This window comes from Rhodococcus sp. NPDC076796 (genome assembly GCF_040702765.1).
In the GTDB taxonomy this organism is placed as follows: Bacteria; Actinomycetota; Actinomycetes; order Mycobacteriales; family Mycobacteriaceae; genus Rhodococcoides.
The window spans coordinates 1,048,145-1,064,763 of the sequence record NZ_JBFBMS010000001.1 but is presented as its reverse complement, the minus strand read 5'-3'; the positions used below and the strand labels follow the sequence as shown (position 1 = coordinate 1,064,763).

Annotated in this window: 12 protein-coding genes; 8 read left to right on the top strand and 4 right to left on the bottom strand. The window is 57.3% G+C overall.

Annotated elements, in window-relative coordinates; genetic code table 11:
• Window positions 1–531: 531 nt before the first annotated feature.
• From AB0366_RS05010 to AB0366_RS04985, 6 genes are all read left to right on the top strand, one after another.
• The gene (locus tag AB0366_RS05010; RefSeq protein ID WP_366242946.1) at window positions 532–1,377 is read left to right on the top strand and encodes a glycosyltransferase; all 846 of its coding nucleotides are present in this window, start codon (window positions 532–534) and stop codon (window positions 1,375–1,377) included.
• Between the two features lie 48 nt (window positions 1,378–1,425).
• Window positions 1,426–2,682: an oligosaccharide flippase family protein gene (locus tag AB0366_RS05005; protein ID WP_366242945.1), complete on the top strand. Its 1,257-nt coding sequence runs from the start codon at window positions 1,426–1,428 to the stop codon at window positions 2,680–2,682.
• The gene (locus tag AB0366_RS05000) at window positions 2,649–3,845 is read left to right on the top strand and encodes a glycosyltransferase family 4 protein (protein ID WP_366242944.1); all 1,197 of its coding nucleotides are present in this window, start codon (window positions 2,649–2,651) and stop codon (window positions 3,843–3,845) included. Before AB0366_RS05005 ends, AB0366_RS05000 begins: the two co-directional genes overlap by 34 nt.
• 156 nt (window positions 3,846–4,001) lie before the next feature.
• Window positions 4,002–5,255: a hypothetical protein gene (locus AB0366_RS04995; RefSeq protein ID WP_366242943.1), complete on the top strand. Its 1,254-nt coding sequence runs from the start codon at window positions 4,002–4,004 to the stop codon at window positions 5,253–5,255.
• A gap of 24 nt (window positions 5,256–5,279) precedes the next feature.
• Window positions 5,280–6,311, top strand: a complete 1,032-nt coding sequence (locus AB0366_RS04990) for a glycosyltransferase (RefSeq protein WP_366242942.1) — start codon at window positions 5,280–5,282, stop codon at window positions 6,309–6,311.
• Window positions 6,308–6,820, top strand: coding sequence for a DapH/DapD/GlmU-related protein (locus tag AB0366_RS04985; protein WP_366242941.1), 513 nt, complete (start codon window positions 6,308–6,310; stop codon window positions 6,818–6,820). The genes AB0366_RS04990 and AB0366_RS04985 overlap by 4 nt, the downstream gene beginning before the upstream one ends.
• A 799-nt stretch (window positions 6,821–7,619) precedes the next feature.
• On the opposite strand, the gene AB0366_RS04980 is transcribed toward AB0366_RS04985, so the two are convergent.
• On the bottom strand, window positions 7,620–7,736 hold the full coding sequence (locus AB0366_RS04980) for a hypothetical protein (RefSeq protein ID WP_366242984.1): 117 nt from the start codon (window positions 7,734–7,736) through the stop codon (window positions 7,620–7,622).
• 1,102 nt (window positions 7,737–8,838) lie between these two features.
• Between AB0366_RS04980 and AB0366_RS04975 the strand changes: the two genes are divergently transcribed.
• Together AB0366_RS04975 and AB0366_RS04970 are read left to right on the top strand one after the other, a co-directional pair.
• Window positions 8,839–10,467 carry a polysaccharide biosynthesis tyrosine autokinase gene (locus AB0366_RS04975; RefSeq protein ID WP_366242940.1) on the top strand — a complete coding sequence of 543 codons (1,629 nt, stop codon included), beginning with the start codon at window positions 8,839–8,841 and terminating at the stop codon, window positions 10,465–10,467.
• 435 nt (window positions 10,468–10,902) lie between these two features.
• On the top strand, window positions 10,903–11,514 hold the full coding sequence (locus AB0366_RS04970; protein WP_366242939.1) for a Wzz/FepE/Etk N-terminal domain-containing protein: 612 nt from the start codon (window positions 10,903–10,905) through the stop codon (window positions 11,512–11,514).
• A gap of 7 nt (window positions 11,515–11,521) precedes the next feature.
• Here the strand turns inward: AB0366_RS04970 and AB0366_RS04965 are convergent, their stop codons facing one another.
• The 3 genes from AB0366_RS04965 to AB0366_RS04955 form a co-directional block, all read right to left on the bottom strand.
• Window positions 11,522–12,544: a hypothetical protein gene (locus AB0366_RS04965; protein WP_366242938.1), complete on the bottom strand. Its 1,023-nt coding sequence runs from the start codon at window positions 12,542–12,544 to the stop codon at window positions 11,522–11,524.
• A gap of 76 nt (window positions 12,545–12,620) precedes the next feature.
• The gene (locus AB0366_RS04960) at window positions 12,621–13,385 is read right to left on the bottom strand and encodes a polyprenol monophosphomannose synthase (RefSeq protein WP_366242937.1); all 765 of its coding nucleotides are present in this window, start codon (window positions 13,383–13,385) and stop codon (window positions 12,621–12,623) included.
• Window positions 13,382–16,492 (bottom strand): glycosyltransferase family 2 protein, encoded by a 3,111-nt coding sequence (locus tag AB0366_RS04955; protein WP_366242936.1) that lies wholly within the window; start codon window positions 16,490–16,492, stop codon window positions 13,382–13,384. The genes AB0366_RS04960 and AB0366_RS04955 overlap by 4 nt, the downstream gene beginning before the upstream one ends.
• Between the last annotated feature and the right edge of the window lie 127 nt (window positions 16,493–16,619).

Below are 16,619 nucleotides of genomic sequence, written 5' to 3'. Positions count from 1 at the left end.
GTGTCCTCGGCTGGAAACCGAAGGTCGGGTTCCCGGAGCTGGTGAAGATGATGGTCCGCAGCGACCTCGACGAACTACGAACGGAAAACACGTGATTAAAATCCCGACGCAGGCCACTGCAGCTTGTCGGGGCAATTTTGGAACCGCGGGAGGTCGGTTGTGAACGGCCCGTATAGCACAAATTCCAAGCGAGCGGCCCGTGGAAGTGTGCCCATTGTGATCCTTTCTACAGCTGACTTTGATGCAGCAGTCTGGACCAACAAGCAACACCTCGCCCTCGGACTCGCGAACTACGCACCCATCTACTATGTGGAATCATTTGGCTTACGTGAGCCAGGCGTGAATCCAGTTGATTTGAAGAGAGCGCTCTCGAAGATTAAGTCGGCGACTAATACTCGGCGGAGGGCCGGACACGATCCAACTAAGAGTCACTCAACACGGTATCCGATTAAGATAATCACGCCACATATTCTTCCGCTTCACAGATTCCGCTGCGTTCGGTGGATCAATCAGCAAATTATCAACCATACAGTGCGTGCCAAGCTTAGGGATCTGGGCGAATACATATTTTGGACTTTTTCTCCCATAACCTACCGCCTCGAATCGGAAGCATCCTTGGTCGTTTACCACTCTGTGGACTTACTCCATGAAATTCCCGGGGTACCGAAACGTGCACTAGTCGAATCGGAGAAGTTGCTTATCGCGGATTCGGACTTCGTTGTCGCGAGTAGTATTGGCGTGGCGCAACATTTGAAAGATTTGGGAGGTGCGACACATCGTCTGTGGGAAAACGTAGCGTCCGTCGAACTTTTTGGTAGCTCCCGAACCGATCGAAAAAATCGAGCAATATTCGCAGGAAACTTGACTCCGACGAAGGTTGATGTGGAGCTGCTCAAGGGTATTGCGTCAGAAGGGATGGAATTGGCGCTAGCGGGCCCACTTTCCATTGACGGAATAGATTCGGATAAAGAGTTTACGGAGCTGTTTGACCTGCCCGAAGTTACTTATCTCGGAAATTTGGCACTTGATGATCTTGCGAGAGAAGTCGCAAATTCGACGGTTGGCCTCATCCCATACAACATCAATTCGTACACAGACGGAGTATTTCCGATGAAGGTATACGAGTACCTTTCAGCAGGTTTGCAGGTTGTCAGTACCCCATTGCCAAGCCTGCGAGAAAAAAAGATCGACGGTCTGAGTGTCGTTCAACGGGTGGATTTCGTCGCAACTGTCAAAGAGGCCTACGAGGGGTTCACCGAAGATGCGGCAACCGAACGGGCGAGGAGTGCGCAACCCTACTCATGGACACAGCGCATTTTTGATGCAGCAACGCTGCTCGGCTATGAGCCGAACAAGCAAGAATCAGGCAGAGTCTAGAGTGAGGCGCTCCAGTGGTGGGTGGCGTTCCACTGAGCGCACGGTCAAATGATTCGGAGCAGAATATCCTCCCCCAAAATTTTCGGAAAACTCGGGAATTCCGAAAATCTGGGGCGCCTACGCGGGGTAATCGCCTACAGTATGGGACCTGTCCTAGGACTGCTTAGTGGACCAATCCTTGCTCGTTCCCTCGGACCAGATGGACGCGGCCAGTTCGCAGCAATAATGCAACCGATCTCCGTTGCCTCGGCAGTTGCCAGCGTAGGAATTCCAACTGCTGTCACCTACTTCATAGCAAAAAAGTTTGACCGGAAACGCACACTCAAGTTGGGGCTGTTGTTGTGTGCGCCAATTTCAACGATTACCTACCTGGTCATGGCCTGGTATGCAACCGTAGTGAGCGCAAACCAAGGCGTCAATTTAGTGTTGCTCTGGTTCACGTGGTCCGCAGTAATCGCGTCAGCCTTTGTCCAGATCCTCAGGGCTTACTGGCAAGGTGTTGGAAATTGGCGCAAACTTGACTGGGAACGCGGTTTGTTCGCTGTTCTTCGCTTTGTCGCAGTGTGCGGAGTGGCAATTGCGGGGATTACTGTCGCCGGGCCATACGCCATTGCATCCCTGACCGCATTCGTAATTGCGGCTGCCCTGCTCTACGTTCCCCGTCGAAGCTTGACGAAAGAAGTTGAAGTATCACCGTCTGTTCGCGCTGTTTGGAAGTACTCTGCGAGTGCGTCAATCGGCACCGTCGCCGTCGTGGCAAGTAGTCGACTGGACCAAGTCGTTCTCCCCGCCGCCACCACATCAGTCGAACTTGGCTATTACGCTGTTGCCGTAACTGTGGCAGAGGTACCAGTTGTTTTTGGTACGCTTGCAGCACGAAACCTCCTACAAACTTCTGCTTCAGGGAAGTCACTCCGGGAAAGCTTTCTGGACGTTCGATTGTATTTGGTTGCAGGTGTACTGAGTTGCGGTGCCGCGGCCCTTCTGTCACCTTCAATTGTGCCTCTAGTTTTCGGAGAAGACTTTCGCGAAAGCGTCCTGTCTGTGCAGATTTTGGCAATTTCGTCGGTATATACGATACTGACAGTTTCCGCTATATCCTTGATCGCAGGGAAAGGGCATCCCCTGGTGTCGTCGTTAATTCCTCTTACTGGAGCAGTCCTTACGGCAGTCCTGTTCTGGTGGGAGTGGGAAGAGATGAGCAGCATTGTTGCAGCCAAGATATCGTTGATCAGTCAGCTTGGTACCCTGTTTGTGGCCACGATTGCCATATGCTGGATATGGAAGAAGAGAGCGAATCAGTAATGGCTAGAGTGCTGCTGATCTCCCGAATATCGCTCGGCCACGGGAATGGAGGGGGGATGGAGGTGTCTCTACAGAGCCTCGCAACTCTTTTGACACTTTCCGGTCACCGCGTGTCGTTATTGACGACCCCCGGAATCGTCCGACAAGACATGATGCAGGTGTTCGAGAACGCATGGCTAATTCGAGGAGCAAGGCCCGGCAAGTACTCGATGCGGTGGTGGCTTGGTTCATTCCGGCACAGCCAAGCTCACCTCTGGAAACCTGACATAGTTGTCAGTATCAGCTCTGCTGGCAGCGCATTCCTGCTTGGTAATTCATCTCTAACTCACGTTGCCCAGTGTCACGGTACAGCGCTGGCCGAAGTTAAGTCTTCCCTCAGGACCGGTGGACTGCGCGAATACGCGAAGGTAGCGTTAAACTGTGCGCGCATTGTACGTGAAGTGCTTGCGTACAAAGCGTTTCGTGAAGTTTGGGCGGTATCAGATGAAGTTTCCAAACAACTTTTGAACTTTCCGTATACGGTATCAAAAAGTCGTTTGGTAGTAATAAGTAATGGTGTTGACGTTGACCGATTTAAATTTGATCTCAATGCCCGAGCGAGTCTCAGACGTCAACTTGGTATAGATGAAGGCGTAAGTGTCGGGATCACACTGAGTCGTTTGCATTCGCAGAAGGGTGTGGACAAAGCTATACTTTCTTTGGCTCAGCCGGGCAGCAGTCACCATGTTCTGATTGTGACTGGTGATGGTGGTGAGCTCGTTTCCCTTGAACGGCTCGCGCGTGACGCAGGAGTGTCAGACCGTGTCCATTTCGTTGGCCATCTTGACACAGTCAGTGTATCGACTTACCTATCCGCCGCTGATATTCTCGTATTCCCGACTATGCGAGTGGAGGGACTACCGCTGTCCCTACTTGAAGCATTGGCCAGCGGGCTATCGGTGGTTACGAGCCGGGGATGCAATGTTCCGGTAGACTTACAGAAGTGTGTGTCAATTGTCGACACCACGCCCGCCGCAGTTGCAAAGGGTTGGCAGCAGGCGGTTTCTGAGTCGGCAGGTAGTCCGGCTGAGCGGCTTTCGTTGCTTCCAGGAAGGTTTGGTGCGGCGCATATGGCCGAAATGTATTTGGATGGTGTGGTTCGAGTTATCCGGCATTCAGTCTAGTGGCGGAGAAGAGAAGCGAGGTGGGAGATGGCAGGACATCTACTATTTCTATTAGTGTCAGCGGTCGCGATCATCCGAGTAGTTTCGGGATTTAGGTCAGGTAGCCTTGAGAGGTCGGTTTTGTCGGCTGCGGCCTTGTTTATTTATGGGTTCTGCATGTGGATTCCCGCGTATCTCCAGGAACGAGGCACGCTAGAAAGCAAGCTTCAGACCGCCGGATTTTTGGCACCGCCGACTTCAGCTGAGTTTGCTAGTTTGGCGTTTAGGTGGTCGCTCGAGCTCGGGGTGATTGTCCTGGCGGAAATTTTGGTGATTTGGTGGCTGGAGATCCGCCACAAGAAATACCACCAGAAAAGTGCCGATTTTGGTCTTGATTCCCGTCTCAAAGTGGACATTCAGTGGTCGAATGCGCGGACAATTGCGATAATATTGATTTTGGTTGGCTTCGTTTCGACAATTGTTTTACCTGCGCCCGGTCTTGAAAGCCGGGGGTTGGGCGGCCAAGGTATCCAGACTATGCTCCGAACATGTCTCGTGAGTGGTCTCGCACTATTAGTGTATTTTAGATGTTTTCAAAGCAAGCTCTACTTCGCGATACTGATCGGTGGGACGACAGTTCTAGTTTTGGCGAACGTCCGCAGTCCCTTGGTCGTCCTATTTTTGGCCTACATTGCCTCGGAAATATCAATACGAAGAAGTGGATTTTCGGGCCGAAGGTCTGCGGCACTGTTGATTTTGCTAGCTGCGGTAGCGCTGCTGGGTTCGTTTATGTCAACAATGAGAGCTAATATCACACGAAACCTAGGTCTGTCTTTTTCCGACGTCCTGTCAGATACATTCGGCAACCCGCTGATTGGTATTTACCAATCAGGTGTCGACTCGCTGGATGGCTACCGATTTTCATCAGCGATAGCTCAGTATGAACTGCCCCGCCCGTCGGACCTTGCTTTGGCCATAACAACCTTCATACCACGCTCGATTTGGACCGACAAGCCAAATGCAATAGGAGTCGATGTCAGCACCAAGTATCTCGGATATCAGTCAAGCGGGCAGTTCCTATCCCCGGTTGGCTATTTCAACTTGGTGTGGGGTAGTTACGCTATGGCGGTGCTGTCATTGTTTCTGATTTCTTTGATTTTTGCCGCCTTGATTGCCAAATATTACTCGTCTTTTTGGTTGTGCATCCTTTTGGTCGTAGTGTTCCGCTTCCTAATTGGTGGGTCCTCGTTTGATATCTACTACGGATTGGTTCTGGTAATTCCGGTTGTGCTGGTCAAATGTGTGGTTTCATGGGAAGCAAAGAGCGCTGCGTCGACTGCGATTTCGGGGAAAAGTCGGACCGGTGTTGAAAATCCGAAACGTATTGCGCTAACGCTGCGAACATCCACAGGTGCCCGGAGGTCTCGATGAAAGATGCTATGAAAGGTAGGGGAGTTGCGTTCTCTTAACATTATTGAGCCGGGCGGTCAGGGGGGCGTGTATCAAAGTGTACTTGGCGGAATTCAGCAAGGTGCCTACCGCGAGTATGACCGAGTGGTTGTGCACACCGCAAAGGACTGCGAGGCCGCGCCTGAAATTGATGGAGTTTCCTACTGCTTCTGCATGCGATACCAGCGAGGTGGTCCCCATGTGTTTCGGGCCGTCGTCTCATTGATGTGGGTGATGCTCCGATTGATCCCTCATGTTATCCGGGTGGCGTCGACCAGTCAGGGATGGGAGGTTCAGGGACTTTTCGGCAAGTATGTGTTTGTTCTTCTCATAGCTATACCCAGATTGTTGAGAAATAAGGTCACCTGGGTCCCCCATAACAGTTTCTCAAGGGCGGGTGGACGGCTTGAGGTTTGGGCGCAGCGTCTGTCATCGAGGTTGTGTAACGAGTTGGTTGTCTTCGTAGACTCTGAAGCGCCGAAATTCCCCTTTGCTAAGGCCGTGATTAAGCGAAGGCTCTTTATGTTCACGGTGGATGTTTCGTCGCAGGTGCGTGAGCGATGGCGGTTGGAGCTTGAGTCTGATCTAAGACCTGTTATTCTCTTTGTTGGCCAGCTGAGGTCTGACAAGAATCCGAGAATGCTACTTGAAGCTGTTAACGGTTTGGACTTCGCGTGCACTTTAGTCTTCGCTGGGCAAGATAAGGGTGCGTTAGATTCCATACATGCGTTTAGGTTGGCATCTATTCACACGCTTGTTGTCGAGAGTAGATATCTAGATATCAGTGACTTTCAAGGCCTGATGCGGATTAGCGACTTAATAGTCTGCCCATACGCAGTAGCGAGTCAAAGTGCGGTACTCGCCCTTGCATCGCAATTTGGTGTTTCTTCGATTGCGTCAGATGTGGGCGGGTTGTCTGAGCAGGCCGATCGTGTTTTCGAGTTGGACTCTGTTGATCCAGTTGGTCGATTGCGGGCGCTGATTTCTTCCAGTCTAGAGCCGAAACTGACTTTGCTTGCAAATGGCGATGAAAAATGAGCGCTACCTTGAGATCGTTAGTTGTTGATGTTCTTTTTTCGATGGTGAACGCTTTGTGTGCTGGCCACTTGGTTCCAAGTCGAATTAGAATCCTAGTTCTTAAGCTGGTAGGTGTAAGCATTCCGATAAGGTCTAGGGTTTCCCCCGGCGTTATCATTCGAACCAGACTGTTGTCAGTGGGACGTAACTCGACTATTAATTATCGTTGTCTTTTTGACAACCGAGCTCCAGTTACTATTGGGTCTCGGGTCGGGGTGGGTCCAGATGTCCTATTTTTGACGAGTAGTCATGACTGGCGCGATCCCAGGTGCCGGGCCGGTACCTCGGAGCTGTCGCCAATAACAGTTGAAGATGGGGTCTGGATAGGTGCCCGTGCCGTCCTTCTTGCTGGGGTAACTGTAGGACGCGGCGCAATTGTAGCGGCCGGATCGGTGGTCTCCAGAGATGTCGAGGCTAATGTTATGGTTGGTGGAATCCCTGCAAAGGTAATTAAGAGACTCGACTCCTAGTTGGCCGCGTTTGAAGTGGTGGCCGATCGGAATTTTGAGGATTGGCTTTGCAGTCTTATTCCAGAGGAACGGTTGAGCGTGTGGGTTTCAGCCCTTGATGAACGTGTGCATGTTGGCGGTGAGGTCGCGGACGTTGCGGAAGGTTCCCGTTCGACGATATCGAACCAGACCTCCACGAGGTTCATCCATGTTGCCCATATGGGACCGAAATGCGCTGTGATGCGAGCATTGTCGGCGAGTGAGTCTCGTACATTCTGCTTCTGGTGTTTGGCGTAATTGTCTATCGCCGGGTGTAGTTCCTGAGCCGGATACGCCTTTGCGACGCGTGTTAGGGCATAAGAAACTTCTGATGTCGGGCACGAGGCTTGCACATCCCGGTGACCTTGTCGGTGAAGACCTCAAGTACAGCGAACAGTGTGGTCGTGCCGTTGAGGACGTAGTCGTCGGTTTCTCTCGGGGATGCCGATCTGCATCGGCAGTGTCGGTTTAGTGCGACCCTAGGCCCGACATCTGCGACTTCTCTTCTGCACACAACACGATCGCGTTCTCCGGTGGTTCGAGATATACAGGCCGACGATGTCCGTGACTTTTGCGACCAATTGCGGGCGGTCGAGAATTTGAATGTCTGACTGCGCAAGGGCTGAACCCAGTGATCACGCCCCACTCGTGCCACGGTGGCGTGCCCGATCTGCAGACGTTCGGCGAGCAAGCTCGAGCTTCAGTGCTTACGCCGTACTTCGCTCGGTGTGATTCCAGTGTGACCCAGATTAGATTTTTACGGTCGAGAGTGCGATGGCGGTCATGTTCGCTCCTCGTCTAAGAGCCCGTTGACGCCGAACTGTTCGGACAGGGCGCGCCGAGCGATCACCGCTTGCCGTGAGATCGAGAAGCGTCGAGCGATCTCCGCATGCGCCACGCCATCGGCGGCAAGTAAGACGGTCCTCGCGCGCCGCACCAACCCGGCCTTTGCCGATGTGGATCGCCTCCAGTTCTTGAGCCCGGCAGGGTGGGAATCGGCGATCGACAGCGGCGAGGCGTTCTAGCTCGGCGAGCCGCACCGTTCACCCACCTGATCAGCGTTGTGACGTCCGGTGGCGGATCGGCTGAATCCCAAATCTGTGTGGCTGCAGATTCAGGTCTGCATCAGGTGTCACCGCCTTGATCGCGTCGAAGAGCGACGATTCAACCGCTCCAACGACGATTGCGGTGCTGACCTCGTAGTCGTTCCGGCCAGCGGGTACACAACGGTGTCCGGCTGCGCCGCCGCAATCCTTACGAGCCATGATTGCCGCCACCGGGCCCGAAACATGTAAGTTGCTCCTCGATCCCCGTACTTTGTCGGCAGTGCTTTGTCGATCGCGATGTTTATACAGCAACGGATTATTGCGCGATTATTGGAGTACCTGAATAGCCCTGTACAAGAAAAACTTTCGGCTGAGGGTCTGGGGCTCGGTGTGTCGACGCCATTCCAGGACTGTGCAAGGAAGCGTGCTGACATCCACACGAGCCGGTCCGAACTTTCTTTGAAATCGCTAGGCTTGGTTTGTGCCCACTTCGGGGAGTTTCACGGACGGCCGTATGTCGCGAGACGATCCGAACGAGGCCGGTTGGGTGGCCAGGTGTCAGCGCGTTCGAGAGCGGATTGGTGTACCGATCCGACGGTCCCGGCGGATCCGGCCTCACGAGTACTTAGGGTCGACGATCAGTCCGATGAGTGTCGAAAATCACCTCGGTTGTTGCGGGAGCTGCATCTCTGACTACTGTCCCTGTCCAGCGGGTCGAATCCAAAAGACGGGCCGAAGTCCAACAGTGTGGTTTGGATGCCGTAATCGGGTGCGGCTGATGTAGTGACACCTAACAACGGGGCAATCGCTTGATTGTGTTCGTTTATCGCTCGAAGGAATTGACTTGTCCTGCGCCCAGGCTCATCCGGTGCACGGAAAACAATCAGCTATGTAACGATTGAGCCACGCAGTAACACGTTGCGCGCTGGACAAAACGAACGAGGAGCTCGAAGCATGGAGATACAGGATTATCTGAAGATCCTGAAGGCGCGATGGATCATCATCGCCGTCACCGTGATCGTAGCGATCCTGGGGGCATTGGCTGCGTCCCTGCTGACGACGCCGCTGTACGAGTCGAGCGCCAGAATGTTCGTCTCCACGTCCGGTGGCACTTCGGTCAGTGAGACGTACCAGGGCAACTTGTTCTCTCAGCAGCGTGTGGCCTCGTACTCGGAGTTGGTGACCAGTGAGGCTCTCGCTGCCCGAGTTCTCGAAGTTCTGCCGCTCGGTCTGACCCCGTCGCAGCTGGCTGCAAAGGTCACGGCATCATCGACTCCCGACACCGTTCTGTTCGACATCACCGTCACCGACTCGTCCCCGGCGCAGGCTCGCGACATCGCCAATGCGATGGCATCGGAGTTGACCACGCAGGTACGCGATTTGGAGACCCCAGAAGACGGCGGCACTCCGTCGGCGGGCGTCAAGACATTCCAGGAGGCCGACGCATCCACATCGCCGGTCAGCCCGAACACCAAGCGAAACCTCGCCCTCGGTGCCGCCGTTGGCCTCTTGCTCGGTATCGCACTTGCAGTGCTGCGTGATCGTCTGGACAACACCATCAAGGACCGTCGAGAGATCGAGGCGATCTCCGGCAAAGCTTTGGTCGGCACCATTCCGTTCGACAAGGAACGCAAGACGCATCCGGCTGTCGACTTCCAGGACTTGGCGCAGTCGTCCAGCGCGGAGGCTTTCCGCGAGCTCCGCACGAACCTGCAGTTCCTCGAAGTCGACCATCCTCCGCGCGTCATCGTCGTCACCAGTGCAATTCCCAGCGAGGGCAAGACGACCACAGCGGTGAATCTGGCCGTCGCGCTCGCCGAGGCCGGACACCACGTCGTTCTCGTCGAGGGAGATCTGCGTCGTCCCCGCATCTCGAAATACATGGGTCTCATCGGTTCGGTCGGTCTGAGCACCGTCCTCGCCGGACAGGCCAAGGTGGACGAGGTGCTGCAGCCGACCAGGTACGAGGGTCTCCAGGCCTTGGCGTCCGGCCCGCTGCCGCCCAACCCGTCCGAGCTGCTGGGTTCGGAAGCATCTCGCGCACTGATGGTCGAGCTTCGCTCCAAGTTCGACTACGTCATCGTCGACGGCGCTCCGCTGTTGCCGGTCACCGACTCGGCCGTTCTCACCACCCACAGTGACGGCGCTCTTCTGGTAACTCGCTACGGGCATACCAAGAGCAACGAATTGTCCAGAGCCATCGGCAATCTCGAAACCATCGGCGCGCACGTCCTGGGGGTGGTGCTGGCATTGACACCTTCGAAGAAGGGCGATATGTACAGCTATTCGTACAACTACTCGGCCGACACCAGCTTGCCGCGGCAGACGGCACCGCCGGTTCCCGCGCCGCAGGCCCCGGTTGCACCGCCGGCTCCTCCGGTTGCTCCCCCAACCCCAGCCGCGGCACCTGCTTCGCCGCAGCCGGCGTCAGTGCACGGATCGATCCAGACTGCATCAGCTGCACCGAGCGCAGCTGCACGTACCGCATCCCCCACCACTGCGCCGCACTCTCGGGCACGTCGCCCCGAGGCACCGGGCGACGTGCCCAGAAATGGCGTCGAGAACCCCGGTCTGAGGAAGTAAGCGCTGGGCGATCGTGAACATTACGATCGCTCAGAATCCCGCTTGGTCCGTCCACTCGCGCCGATGACAACCCCTGCAAGGGTCATCGCAGCGAGCATGACTGCCGTCCAGGCCGAAGCTACACCCTGCGCACGCCATGAGAATCGTTCGGTTACAGCGCATTCGGGTGTTATGTGCCGCAGCGAAGAGGCACTCGACAAACGTTATGCGCCCATTTTCAGAGAGATGTTCGTAGATCTTCGGCCGGTCACGTCGAGTAGCGCAGTGGCTGAATTGGGGCGCATAACACGAGATATGCACCGCGACCGAGCCAGCCGATTCCAGGGCGAAAGTTCATTCGACTGAACGACGTCAGGGGGTGTCCAGGCAGGCCTGGTCGGTGCGTCGAGGAGTTCCATAGAGTGACGCGAGACGGGAAGGGGGAGAGGGCTCGGGATGTGGGTGCGTAGTTTCGGGAAGATCGTGATCGCGGGCTGGCGCGTCGTCGCCGTATCCATCGCGCTGTCGATGGCGACGGCGTTCGGAATCACCTTGCTGGTGACACCGGTGTACGAATCTCGCACTCAGATGTTTCTCTCCACCTCGGGGTCGACGTACAGCTCTGATACGTATGTGGGCAACCTCTACTCGGTACAGGCGATTCCGGCGTATGCGGAATTGGTGACGAACCAGTTGCTGACATCGAAAGTAATCGCCGACCTCGCGCTCGATCTCACACCGGCGGAGTTGGCCGACAAGGTGACGATGACCTACTCGCCGGAGACCGTGGTATTCGATATCGTCGCCACCGATACCTCGCCGGAGCTCGCGCGAGACATCGCGAACACCATGGCCACTGAACTGCGTGCAGTAGTTGCGGACCTGGAGGCCCCCGGGGATGGCGAGCCCCCATCGGTGACGTTGAAGGTGCGCAGTGTGGCCGAGGTACCGGATGCACCGATCAGCCCGAACACCGTCGCCTTACTCGCGTGGGGTGCTGCGGTGGGGTTGCTCATCGGAACTGCGTTGATGCTGGTCCGCCACCGCTCGCGTGGGAACGCACGGTAGTTCGGAACTACACCCGATCCATTCCCGCCTTGTGGGTCGGATCGATCAGAAACAGGCTGCTGCCGTCCAATCCGTCTCTGCGGTGGATGTTTCCGCGCAATCCGGCTTCGACCAGTCGTACCGCGATTTCGTAGATTTCCTCGAGACGATCGTCGGTGAGGTCGGGCCTGATCGCGAGATGGATTTCGTCGCCGATGTGGCGCAGTACCGCCTGAAAGGTCGGACTCACTGCGCTGTAGAGCTCTTCGCATTGGATCACCAACGCGTCGGACATCACGAAGTCGTCCTCCGCCCCGAGCAACGGCATCACACCGAAATCCTCGAGCAGATTGATCAGCTGCACGGCACTGCGGCCGGCTGCCGTCGATCGATCCGCCTGCTTGCCCGATTCCACTTCCTTGGTCGTGAAGATCAGTGTTGCTTCGGCGCTGGGATCGAGCAGACCCAGATCGGCGCGCATCGCCTTCAGCAGCAACGAGTGCATCCTGGTGATGTACGCGTGCTCGCTCTGCAGACGTTCGTGTGCCGGAGCAGGGATTCCGGTTTCGGGAGCCAGCGGAGCGAACACCCGACGATCGATGCCCGTCGACAACTCCAACGCCAACGGATGGACCCGTCTGCGCGCGACCACCAGTGCAGCAGTGAGCGCCAGATTCAGCTGGTCGTATGCCTTGTCCAAGGCCCGCGTCGCAGCTTTCAGGTCACCGACCGGCGTCGAGACCACCGCTGCCGAAATCTCCTCGGCCACAACCCGATCGACGTTGGAGAGCGCGAAGAGTAATTCCTGGTATCGCGCGGTCACCTGGTCGCGGTTCCACGAGTCGTTGTCGCTGGACTGGCGCACCTGACGATCGACGGAGGTGTGCAACGCCGCCAACTCCCGCGACATCACATCCTCGTTCGCGCCGACCCGTCGGACACTCATCGCCGCCCACGCGGCACCGAGCGCAGCGATGACGACGACGATCAAGGTCCATACCTGTATCGACGTCACACCCGACTCGGTAGCAGCTACGACGCTGGTAGTCATGGGCTACATCATGCACGAATGTGTTACTCATCGTTCTTCTTTCGCCGCTCTAACCGCCAGGTATGTGTTCGTACGGTTATCGGCTTTCGGATTCAGCGGTGCGTGCCGTGGGCTGCGACGATCTCTGTCGCCATCCCCAGATCGTCGTTTTCCACAGTGCTTCGACGACGACGGCGCGGCTCATCTTGCTCGTGCCGGACTCGCGTTCGCGGAAAGTGATGGGAACTTCGCTGATCTTCTTTCCGGTATCGGCCACCAGCAATGCCATTTCGATCTGGAAGCTGTACCCGCGCGAGGTGACGGAATCGAGATCCATCACTCGAAGCGCATCGGCGGTGAACACTCGATATCCCGCGGTGGCGTCTCGCACCGTCAACGGCGTGAGCAGTCGTACGTAGGTGTTTCCGGCTTTGGAGAGGATCTTGCGACTCAGCGGCCAACCCTCGGTGCGCCCGCCGGGTACGTAGCGGGATCCGATGACGAGGCCGACCTCCGGAGCGTGGGAGGCCGCGATCATCGCCGGCAACCGTTCGGGAGGGTGACTGCCGTCGGCGTCCATCTCCACCAGTCGAGTGAATCCGTTCTCGAGGCCGTATCGGAACGCATCGAGGTAGGCGGTGGCCAGACCCGATTTGGCGGGGCGATGCAGAACTCGCACGTCGGGATGCTCCGCCGCCAGTGCGTCCGCGATGTCCCCGGTGCCGTCGGGACTGGAATCGTCGATGACGAGAATGGTGGCACCGGCAACGGAATCCAATGCCCGACGCACCAGTGGAACCAGATTGGCGGACTCGTTGTAGGTCGGGACGCACACCAGGACGTCCGGGTAGGTGATGGTCATCGCGCCAACACCTTCGGGGTCCAGATCAGGTAGTAGCCCGCGAACTCGCCGTGCCGCGTGAAGGGCACCTTGTTCGACAAGCGATACGGCGTGTCTCCGGTGGTCAGATACTGATTGATCGATCGTCCGTTGTCGGTGTTCAGACTCAAGTAGATCGTCCCGAAATGTGATTGGTCGATCGCTTCGCGGTAGGCGTCCATGCCGTTCTTGTTTCCGTAGTTGAGGCTGAACGTGTCGGTCCACAAAATCGGTTCCACCTCACCGCGCAGGGCGTAGCGCTGCGCCGACGGCTCCTCGCCGAGGATGGCTTTGTTCGGCGAGACGGCGATCTCCTCACGCAGGGCCTCGACCACCGCGGTGTCGTCGACCCACGAGGTGAGGAACTCCTGCGATTGAGTCCAGCCCAGCACCAGCTGCATCGACAGTGCAGCGGCCGCGAACGGAACCCCGAACCACTTCGAGCGAGCGATGAACCAGGCGAGCAAGTACCCGGCCAGTGGGGCCGCGAACACCATGCCGAATGCGACGTGTTTGGACAGCGACGTTTCCTCGCCGATGCGAATTTGCTGCGCAGGCCCGATGACGCTGAACACCAACAACGTCAGGACCAGCGTCCAGCGACGCCACTGGAGGGCGGCCCCGAACACCGCCAGGATCAGAATCACCCCGATCCACATCGCAGCGTTGGTGAGCAGCAGCGACGCCGAGGCCGGAGAGATCGGTGTGCGGTTGGTGGTGGTCGAGACGATGCCGGGCACCAGATCCTGGGCCCAAAACACCAGAACGAAGAAGGACACCGCGACGGCGGACAACACCATCAACAAGGCCTGCCGAACGGCTCCCCATCGAATCCTGTTCCACGTCAGCAACATTCCGATCACGGCGATACCGGGAAGGTAGACCGCCGTGGCGTACTTGGTGAGGAAGGCCAGAGCCAGTACCGCTCCGATGATCGGAGCCCAGAGCAGTGAATCCTGTTGCGCACTGCGCACTGTGAGCCACAGTGCGACGGCGACCAGGCTCATGGCCATCGCATCGAAGGTCGCCATGTGAGACAGGAAGATCACCGAGCCGCACAGCAGGAAGACCGCGGCACCGAGCAGGCCCGCGAGCCGGCCGAAGAGCTGGCTGCCCACGCCGTACGTCGCGACGATCGCCACCCAGACGAACACCATGCTGACCATGCGTGCCGCCTCGAGGCCGCCGACGGAATCGGCCGCCGCAGCGAGGATCGGGAACAGGCCTGGGGCACCTGAGAAGTAGGCACCCGGATATTCGGTGACGTTGACGCCGTCGGTGATGTGCTCGATCATCCGGTGTCCGACGAACACGTAGAGGCCCTCGTCCTGGAAGGCCGTGGTGTTGGAACCGGGCCGAAGCGACAGAGCCGAGGACACCGCGCACATCAGAACCAGCCACGGCCACGACGACGTCAGCCAACTCCGGGGCGTCGAGGATGTGCGCCGTGTGGAGCGATCGGGTGGCATCTGGTGCACGAAGGTCGAGATCTCCGAGCGAAACAGCTTTCGCCGCAACGTCATCGGATCGAGGAGTGTGGGGAATTCGGTACGCCAGAACATCAGTGGATAGACCACGACGAGGTTGAAGACGGCGAACCCGATCATCGGTGCGTAGTTCGACCAGCCGTACTCGGGAGCCCGCCAGAAGATGCCGATCCACATCGCGACCTGGACGAGTATGAGCCACGTGGTCATCAGACGTTTGACGCGCAGAGCGGTGGTGGAGCGGGTCTTGATTCCCGTCGCCTGCCACGCGTCCGTGCGACCCCGGATGACGTCGAACACCGCCACGGAGTGGATGTAGGAATAGAACGTCTGCACGCGGTCGAGTCCGATGGCGCTCTCGCGGCCCATGGTGACGACGGGGACGATGGCGATGCGCACCACCATGGCCAGGAACACGAACAGGTAGTTGTTGATGGACACGTCCTCGGGGGCGAGGAAGGCCATCAGAATCGGCGGCAGCGCAATGGCATAGATGTTGATCGCCGTGTCGATGTAGTACATGAAGCCCGACCAGAAGCACAGGCGTTGGCGCAGTGAGAATTTCACCGCATGGAAGTCGCGAGACTTGAGCAGGCTCATCGACCCGTTCGCCCAGCGGTACTGCTGATTGGAGAACTGATCGAGCGTCTCCGGGCACAGTCCCTTGGATACGACCACCGGTACGTAGCGAGTTCGGTATCCGACGCGCATGAGATCGACACCGGTGTAGACGTCCTCGCTGTGTTCGATGGCCGAGAAGCCGCCGCCGACCTCGAGTGCGCTGCGCCGATAGACCGCGCAGGTACCGACGCAGATCGACGCATCGCTGCGATCACGCGCCGCCTGAATCCAGCGGTAGAACAACACCTGCGTCGCCCCTGCCGAGTACTCCATCCACTTCATCCGCAGCGTGGTGTCGAAGTACTGCGGACTCTGCACGATGGCCACGTCTTCTTCGGTGGTGTACGGCATGAGTTGATGCAGATAGTCCGGCCGCGGTACGAAATCTGCGTCGAGAATCGTGATGAAGTCTCCGCTGGACTCGTCGAACCCGAATCGCAGGTTGCCTGCCTTCTTCAGATATCCGCGATTGGGCCGGACGCGATACTCGTAGCCGAAGGCGTCGGCCAGTTCGCGAACGCTGTCCCGATCGGAATCGTCGAGCACGTAGACGGTCAGCTCGCCACTCCACTGGAGCTGACTCACATGCCAGAAAGTGTTGTGCAACACAGTGATGTCTTCTCCCGCGCTCGGCAGGAACACATCGACGCTCGGGTAGTGCACGGGCCGATACGCACGTACTCGCTCTCGGTGGCCGGCCAAAGTGTCGCGGCGCGGCTGCACGGAGGTCAGCAGTGAGAGGACCATCGCCGCCGTCGTGATGGCGAGTGGAACGAGCAACGGAATTGCCCACGCCTGCCCCTGCACCAGGTACAGCAGGCTGACCGTGGTGAGGAAGCCACCGAAACTCGACGCCAACGGAATCCAGCGGTGCTCGCTCTGCAGGTACGAGTCGCGTTCGATATCCGTTGGTGGAGAGGGCAGTTCGTCGGAATCCGGTGGGGAGAAGCGCACGGTATGGCTCTGGAAGATAGACGTCATGACGACCAATCGGCTCACGAGCGCGGCAGTGAAGATGGAATGAGGTCGTCATTGACCTGGTGTCCCCCGACCACCAAAACATACCTCGAGATTGCTTAGGGCGCCGTTTTCAAACTGTCCGTCGTTT

What these genes read in the sequence shown, in the direction of transcription:
- AB0366_RS04975 (WP_366242940.1), top strand. Translation starts at nt 8,839, where the DNA reads ATGGAGATACAGGATTATCTGAAGATCCTGAAGGCGCGATGGATCATC.
- AB0366_RS04960 (WP_366242937.1), bottom strand. Translation starts at nt 13,385, where the DNA reads ATGACCATCACCTACCCGGACGTCCTGGTGTGCGTCCCGACCTACAAC.
- AB0366_RS04955 (WP_366242936.1), bottom strand. Translation starts at nt 16,492, where the DNA reads ATGACGTCTATCTTCCAGAGCCATACCGTGCGCTTCTCCCCACCGGAT.
- AB0366_RS04965 (WP_366242938.1), bottom strand. Translation starts at nt 12,544, where the DNA reads ATGACTACCAGCGTCGTAGCTGCTACCGAGTCGGGTGTGACGTCGATA.
- AB0366_RS05005 (WP_366242945.1), top strand. Translation starts at nt 1,426, where the DNA reads ATGATTCGGAGCAGAATATCCTCCCCCAAAATTTTCGGAAAACTCGGG.
- AB0366_RS04985 (WP_366242941.1), top strand. Translation starts at nt 6,308, where the DNA reads ATGAGCGCTACCTTGAGATCGTTAGTTGTTGATGTTCTTTTTTCGATG.
- AB0366_RS04995 (WP_366242943.1), top strand. Translation starts at nt 4,002, where the DNA reads ATGTGGATTCCCGCGTATCTCCAGGAACGAGGCACGCTAGAAAGCAAG.
- AB0366_RS04970 (WP_366242939.1), top strand. Translation starts at nt 10,903, where the DNA reads ATGTGGGTGCGTAGTTTCGGGAAGATCGTGATCGCGGGCTGGCGCGTC.
- AB0366_RS05000 (WP_366242944.1), top strand. Translation starts at nt 2,649, where the DNA reads ATGCTGGATATGGAAGAAGAGAGCGAATCAGTAATGGCTAGAGTGCTG.